The sequence below is a fragment of the Crossiella cryophila genome, from assembly GCF_014204915.1.
Taxonomy (GTDB): Bacteria; Actinomycetota; Actinomycetes; order Mycobacteriales; family Pseudonocardiaceae; genus Crossiella; species Crossiella cryophila.
Genome location: NZ_JACHMH010000001.1, coordinates 9,015,731 through 9,022,500 on the forward strand (window position 1 = coordinate 9,015,731; position 6,770 = coordinate 9,022,500).

Annotated in this window: 5 protein-coding genes and 2 rRNA genes (1 of these 7 cut by a window edge); 1 reads left to right on the plus strand and 6 read right to left on the minus strand. The window is 67.8% G+C overall.

Features of this window, described 5'->3' with window-relative positions; genetic code table 11:
• Position 1: 1 nt before the first annotated feature.
• The 4 genes from HNR67_RS38590 to HNR67_RS45365 are packed head-to-tail and all read right to left on the minus strand — an operon-like array spanning position 2 to position 3,164.
• The gene (locus tag HNR67_RS38590; protein ID WP_185008224.1) at positions 2–817 is read right to left on the minus strand and encodes a TlyA family RNA methyltransferase; all 816 of its coding nucleotides are present in this window, start codon (positions 815–817) and stop codon (positions 2–4) included.
• A 3-nt stretch (positions 818–820) separates the two neighbouring features.
• Positions 821–970, minus strand: coding sequence for a hypothetical protein (locus HNR67_RS38595; RefSeq protein WP_185008226.1), 150 nt, complete (start codon positions 968–970; stop codon positions 821–823).
• A 2-nt stretch (positions 971–972) separates the two neighbouring features.
• Complete coding sequence (locus HNR67_RS38600) at positions 973–1,980, minus strand: HAD-IIA family hydrolase (protein ID WP_185008228.1); 1,008 nt, start codon at positions 1,978–1,980, stop codon at positions 973–975.
• Positions 1,980–3,164 carry a tetratricopeptide repeat protein gene (locus HNR67_RS45365; protein WP_312989068.1) on the minus strand — a complete coding sequence of 395 codons (1,185 nt, stop codon included), beginning with the start codon at positions 3,162–3,164 and terminating at the stop codon, positions 1,980–1,982. Before HNR67_RS45365 ends, HNR67_RS38600 begins: the two co-directional genes overlap by 1 nt.
• A 123-nt stretch (positions 3,165–3,287) precedes the next feature.
• On the opposite strand from HNR67_RS45365, the gene HNR67_RS38610 reads away from it, so the two are divergent.
• Entirely contained in the window at positions 3,288–5,117 is a 1,830-nt protein-coding gene (locus HNR67_RS38610; protein WP_185008230.1) for a hypothetical protein, read from the plus strand.
• A gap of 209 nt (positions 5,118–5,326) precedes the next feature.
• Here HNR67_RS38610 and rrf read toward each other — a convergent pair.
• Positions 5,327–5,443: ribosomal RNA gene (gene rrf / locus HNR67_RS38615) — 5S ribosomal RNA — on the minus strand.
• Between the two features lie 89 nt (positions 5,444–5,532).
• Positions 5,533–6,770, minus strand: a 23S ribosomal RNA gene (locus HNR67_RS38620); it runs 1,874 nt beyond the window's last position.

The window sequence follows — 6,770 nt, forward strand, 5'->3', positions numbered from 1 at the left end:
CCTACTGCGGACCCGCGGCGACCGCGGCCCGAACCAGTTGCTCGGCCTCAGTCTCGGCCAACGGCACGCCCCGGCGAAGCCAGAGAAAATACTCGACGTTGCCGGAGGGACCCGGCAGGGGGCTGGCGGTGACCCCGCGCAGGGTCAGCCCGGACTCGGCCGCCGAGGCGACCACGCCGGTGACGGCCTCGACCCGCAGCTCCGGATCACGCACCACGCCACCGGAGCCCAGACGCTCCTTGCCCACCTCGAACTGCGGTTTCACCATCGGCACCAGGTCCGCGCCGTCCGCCATGCAGGCGGCCAGCGCGGGCAGCACCAGGCGCAGGTAGATGAACGAGAGATCACCCACCACAAGATCAACGGTCCCGCCGATCTGCTCCGGCGTCAGATTCCGCACGTTGGTGCGGTCGAACACCTTCACCCGATCGTCGGTCTGCAACTTCCACACCAGCTGGCCGTAGCCGACGTCCACTGCGACCACCTCGGTCGCCCCGCCACGCAACAGCACATCGGTGAACCCACCCGTGGACGCGCCCGCGTCCAGGCAACGCCGCCCGGTCACGGTGAGCCCCAACGGCCCGAAGACCTCCAGCGCGCCCAGCAGTTTGTGCGCGCCGCGCGAGGCCCAGCCCGGATCGTCGGCGTCCTCGCGCACCACCACAGCCGCGTCGGTCTCCACCGAGGTCGCCGGTTTGCTCGCGACCGTGCCGCGCACGGTGACCCGGCCCGCGTTCACCAGCTCCACGGCGTGTTCCCGGGAGCGGGCGAGCCCGCGGCGCACCAGTTCGGCGTCCAGCCGTACCCGCCGAGGCATGGGTCAGACCTGGTCGATCGTGGACAGCGCCGAGGTCAGCGCGGTGTGCACCGCGTCGAACCTGGCCACGTGCTCGGCCAGCGGCACCGAGTCCAGGTCCTGCAGACCGACAAGGGCGGAGTCGATCTCCGCCACCGGCTGTTCGGGCGTCATGCTCACCACGCTATACCCAGTTTCCGCAACGCCGCCTCAGCCTCGGCGCCCACCGGCGTCACCCCCGAAGGGACCCCACCGCCCGCACCCCACCACACCGAGCACAACGACCGCAGCGCCGACAACGGTTCCCCGCTCTCATCAGCCCCGCCAAGCCGAAGCCCGCCATCCACAACCTCGACCAGCCACCCGGCCCGCACGCCGACCTCGACGTGCTCCACCGGCGCGACCAGCCCACCAAGATCCTCGGACATATAACGGCACCGCTGCTCGGGAACGGCCGCCAGCAAACCCGCCGGTGTGGCCACCCCCGTCAGCACCACCAACGCGGGCAGTTCGGCCGCACTGGCCCCGGCGATATCGGTGTCCAGCCGATCCCCCACGACCAAAGCCGCCGAAGCACCGGCCGACTCCGCCGCCAGTACCAACTGAGTCGGCTCCGGCTTCCCGGCCACCTCCGGCGAAAGCCCGGTGGCGGTCCGCAACGCGGCCACCATCGACCCGTTGCCCGGCAACAACCCACGCTCGGTCGGCAAGGTGGCGTCCACATTGGACGCGAGCCAATAGGCACCGCCCCGGATGGCGATGCAGGCCTCAGCCAGCTGAGCCCACCCGGTCTCCGGCGAATGCCCCTGCACCACGGCCACCGGTTCGTCCGCCGCGGCCTCGACCACCCGAAGCCCCACCGCCCGAACCTCGGCCCGCAACGCCTCAGCCCCCACCACCAGCACCGGCGACCCGGCCGCCAGCTTCGCGGCCAACACCGCCGCCGCGGCCTGGGAACTGGTACTCACCTCACGGACGTTGGCCGGAAACCCCAGCTCCCGAAGGTGCTGAGCTACCGCCTCCGGCGCCCGCGAGGCGTTGTTGGTGACGTACCGGAGCGCACGCCCGCGCCGCTTGGCCTCAGCGATCGCCTCCGGCGCCCCGGGCACCGCGGTCCCACCGCGGTACACGGTGCCGTCGAGATCCAGCAGCAACGCGTCGTGCGCATCCAGCAACGTCATCATCAGTTGTCCCGAACCGTCCCATCAACAGACTTCACAACACCGGTCTCCCGCGACCCCGAGGACTCAACCGAAGCCTCCGGCTCACCCGCGGCCTCGCCCACAACCGGCACAGACTCCGCAACCGGTTCCCCGGCCGCAGCCGAATCCGCGACCGCATCCGAGTCCACAGCCTCGCCCGAGTCCACGACCGCATCCGCGGCTTCGCCGGAATCCGCGACCGCCCCGGAGTCAACCGCCTCAGCCGAGACCGCATCCGAACCCGCAGCCTCAACCGAGTCCACGACGACGTCCGTGCCCTGGCCCGAATCCGCGACCGCCCCGGAGTCAACCGCCTGGTCCGAGGCTTCGCCCCGGCCCGAAGCATCGCTCAGGTCCGCAGCGTCATCCCGGTCAGCGTCGTCCTGGTCCGCAGCGTCAGCCCGGTCCGAGTCCGCAGCCGATTCCCCGGCCTCGTCCTCGTCCCGGTCCTGCTCCAGTGCCTGGTCTTCGCCCAGTTCCTCGGCCTCCACCGGCACCACGGGTCCCGCGCCCAGCTCGATGGCCCGCTCAGCCGCGTCGGTCTCACCCTCGTCGTCCGCCTCGGCAGCCGAGATGAACCACTGGATGGCCTCATCGGTCCGGCCGGCCGCGGCCAGGTTGTCCGCGTAGGCGTAGAACAGCCGCGCACTCCACGGATCCCGCCGCTTCTCATCCAGATCCGGTCCCTGCAACGCCACCACCGCGGCGTCCAGCTCGCCCAGATCCCGACGCGCGCCGGCAGCCACGATCCGCAGCTCCACCGCCTCGTCCCCGATCAGCGCGGCGGCCTCGGTCGAACGGGACAGCTCCAGCGCCCGCTCCGGCCGGCCAAGTGCCCGCTCGCAGTCGGCCATGACGGCCAGGTGCCCGGAGCTACCGGTCATCCGCCGCGCCGCCCGCAGTTCGGCAAGAGCCTCGGACCATTCGCCGGCGTGGTAGGCGGCCAGTCCGGTCGCCTCCCGTACCAGCCCGACCCGCGAGGCCTTCCGCCGAGCGAACCGAGCATGCGCCAGCGCCTGCTCCGGCTCCTCGTCGATCAGCCGTCCGGCCATCACCAGGTGCTTGGCCACCAGCTCGGCCAGGCTCTTGGACAGGGTCCGCAGGTCTGAACGAACGCCGGCGTCCAGCTGACCGGGTTCGACGTCCTCGGGAAGCTCCGGCTCCACCAGCTCCTCGAGCTGATCCCGCCGCAGTTCGCCCGCGTCGAAGCGGTCATCCCGCCCACGCGGCCGGTCCTGTCCCGGGTAACGACGCTCGACGCCCTCCGCCCGGTCGGCGTCGGTACGACCATGCCGGACCTCGCGAGCCGGCCGGTCCTCCCGATTGCCATAGGCAGGCTTCTCGTACCGAGGCCGATCCCCAGCGCCGGCGGAACGAGGCCGCTCAGCCCCACCCCGATCGCCCTGGAACCCGCCGCGGTCGCCACGGTCGTTGCCGCGGTACCCGCCCCGGTCATCCGAACGGGATCCACCCCGGTCGCCGCCGCGGTCATCAGAACGGAACCCAGCACGGTCCCCACCACGGTCGTCCTTACGGAAACCACCACGGTCGCCCCGGTCATTACCCCGGTACCCACCGCGGTCATCCCGCTGCTGGAACCCACCACGATCGCCGCCGCGGTACCCACCCCGGTCAGCGCCACGATCAGCACCCCGGAACCCACCGCGGTCGTCCCGGCGGAACCCGCCCTGACCACCACGATCCGCACTCCGGTAGCCACTCTGGCCGCCCTGGTCATCCTTGCGGAAGCCACGGTCCTCGCCCTGGGCGCCGCCACGGTCATCGCCGCCGCCGGCACTGCCCTGGTCACCACGGTCGTCCTTGCGGACAACAGCCTGGTCCGCGCCACCGCGATCGTCCTTGACTACCGCGCTGTGCTCGCTCCGGTCCTCCTGGCGGGAGCCGCCAGTCTCCGAACGCTCCGCACCCTGGACGCCACCGGTCTCCTCGACCACACGGCCATCCCGGAACCCGGGCTTGCCGTCCCGACGGGGCCGGTCATCACGCTTCTGGTAGCGGGGACGGTCTTCCCCGTCCGTCCGCGGCTTGTCGAACTTGGGCTTGTCGAACTTCGGCTTGTCATAGCGGGGCTTGTCGCCATACCGCGGCTTGTCGCCGTAGGAAGGTTTGTCCCCGTACGGACGGTCCTGCCGAGGCCGGTCGTCCCGCCGGAAACCACCCTGACCACCGCGGTCGCCACGGTCGTTGCCGCGGTACCCACCCCGGTCATCCGAACGGGATCCACCCCGGTCGCCGCCACGGTCATCAGAACGGAACCCACCGCGATCACCGCGGTCATCCTTGCGGAAACCACCACGGTCGTCCGACCGGAAGCCACCGCGATCACCGCGGTCGTCCCGGCGGAAGCCACCCTGGCCACCACGATCGTCCCGGCCGCGGAACCCGCCCTGGCCGCCTCGATCATCACGCCGGAAGCCGCTCTGACCACCGCTCTGACCGCCACGGTCATCCCGGCGGAACCCGCTCTGGCCACCGCGGTCGCCGCCGCGGTCGTCCTTACGGAATCCGCCACGGTCACCGCGATCGTCCTTGCGGAAACCACCCCGGTCGCCACGGTCATCCCGCTGGTAACCACCGCGATCACCGCGGTCGTTGCTCCGGAAATCGCCCCGGTCACCGCGGTCGTCCCGGCGGAACCCGCCCTGGCCACCACGATCATCGCGACGGAAGCCACTGCTCTGGCCGCCTCGATCGTCACGCCGGAAGCCGCTCTGACCACTGCTCTGACCACCGCGGTCAGCGCCGCGGTAACCACCCTGGCCACCGCGGTCGTCGCGACGGAAACCGCCCCGATCGCCACGGTCAGTGCCACGGTTGTCCTGCCAGCGCGGCCGGTCCCCGGAAGAGGGACGGTCATCGCGACTGCCAGATTGTGGTCGATCACGATCCTGCTCAAAACGACGCGGCCGATCATCGCGCTGGCCGTAGCCACCACGCGAGCCGCCACCTTCGTAGCGCCCGCCACGAGACGAGTCACCACTGGAATTCCGATCCGGGCGGTCACCGCCACGACCCCAGCTGGAACCGCCACGCTCACGCCGGTCGCCCGACTGCGCGTCGCGATACCCGCCCTGCCTGCGGTTGTCACCGGATCCTGAGCGATCACCGCTCGAAGAACCACCGGACCGACCGTATGGTGGCTTGTCGCCACGCGGCCTGCCCGCTCCACCACCGGAGCGCCGAGGAGCACCGTCTCCGCGGTCCTCACCGGGCCGCCTGTCTGAAACCACCAAATCCTCCCGAACAACCAACAACACAAGAAGGGGCTTGCCCACCTTACCGGCGGACAAGCCCCTCTCGAATGATTGTTCGGCGGCGTCCTACTCTCCCACACGCTCACGCATGCAGTACCATCGGCGCTGGAGGACTTAGCTTCCGGGTTCGGAATGGGACCGGGCGTTTCCCCTCCGCCATAACCACCGAAACACTATGAAAAAACACAAACCATCAACACACACTCAGGTGTGCCAGGTTGGTTCTTTCAGAACCACACAGTGGACGCGTAGCAACTTTGTGAGCAAGCCCTCGGCCTATTAGTACCCGTCAACTCCACCTATTACTAGGCTTCCATCTCGGGCCTATCAACCCCATCGTCTATAGGGGGCCTTAACCCTTCAAGAGGGTGGGAGACCTCATCTCGAAACAGGCTTCCCGCTTAGATGCCTTCAGCGGTTATCCCTTCCGAACGTAGCCAACCAGCCATGCCCTTGGCAGAACAACTGGCACACCAGAGGTTCGTCCGTCCCGGTCCTCTCGTACTAGGGACAGCCTTCCTCAAGTCTCCAACGCGCGCGGCGGATAGGGACCGAACTGTCTCACGACGTTCTAAACCCAGCTCGCGTGCCGCTTTAATGGGCGAACAGCCCAACCCTTGGGACCTACTCCAGCCCCAGGATGCGACGAGCCGACATCGAGGTGCCAAACCATGCCGTCGATATGGACTCTTGGGCAAGATCAGCCTGTTATCCCCGGGGTACCTTTTATCCGTTGAGCGACACCGCTTCCACAAGCCAGTGCCGGATCACTAGTCCCGACTTTCGTCCCTGCTCGACCCGTCAGTCTCACAGTCAAGCTCCCTTGTGCACTTACACTCAACACCTGATTGCCAACCAGGCTGAGGGAACCTTTGGGCGCCTCCGTTACCCTTTGGGAGGCAACCGCCCCAGTTAAACTACCCACCAGGCACTGTCCCTGAACCGGATCACGGTCCGAGGTTAGATATCCAGTACGACCAGAGTGGTATTTCAACGATGACTCCACCACAACTAGCGTCGCAGCTTCACAGTCTCCCACCTATCCTACACAAGCCGAACCAAACACCAATACCAAGCTATAGTAAAGGTCCCGGGGTCTTTCCGTCCTGCCGCGCGTAACGAGCATCTTTACTCGTAATGCAATTTCACCGGGCCTGTGGTTGAGACAGCGGAGAAGTCGTTACGCCATTCGTGCAGGTCGGAACTTACCCGACAAGGAATTTCGCTACCTTAGGATGGTTATAGTTACCACCGCCGTTTACTGGCGCTTAAGTTCTCAGCTTCGCCACACAAGTGTGACTAACCGGTCCCCTTAACGTTCCAGCACCGGGCAGGCGTCAGTCCGTATACATCGTCTTGCGACTTCGCACGGACCTGTGTTTTTAGTAAACAGTCGCTTCTCCCTGGTCTCTGCGGCCAACCAACCCTAGCCCGTAAAGAGCTTCAAGTCAGCGGGCCCCCCTTCTCCCGAAGTTACGGGGGCATTTTGCCGAGTTC

Excerpts from the sequence above, each read along its gene's own strand:
- HNR67_RS38590 (WP_185008224.1), bottom strand. The coding sequence starts at position 817 with ATGCCTCGGCGGGTACGGCTGGACGCCGAACTGGTGCGCCGCGGGCTC.
- HNR67_RS38595 (WP_185008226.1), bottom strand. The coding sequence starts at position 970 with ATGACGCCCGAACAGCCGGTGGCGGAGATCGACTCCGCCCTTGTCGGT.
- HNR67_RS38600 (WP_185008228.1), bottom strand. The coding sequence starts at position 1,980 with ATGATGACGTTGCTGGATGCGCACGACGCGTTGCTGCTGGATCTCGAC.
- HNR67_RS38610 (WP_185008230.1), top strand. The coding sequence starts at position 3,288 with ATGCCGGACCTCGCGAGCCGGCCGGTCCTCCCGATTGCCATAGGCAGG.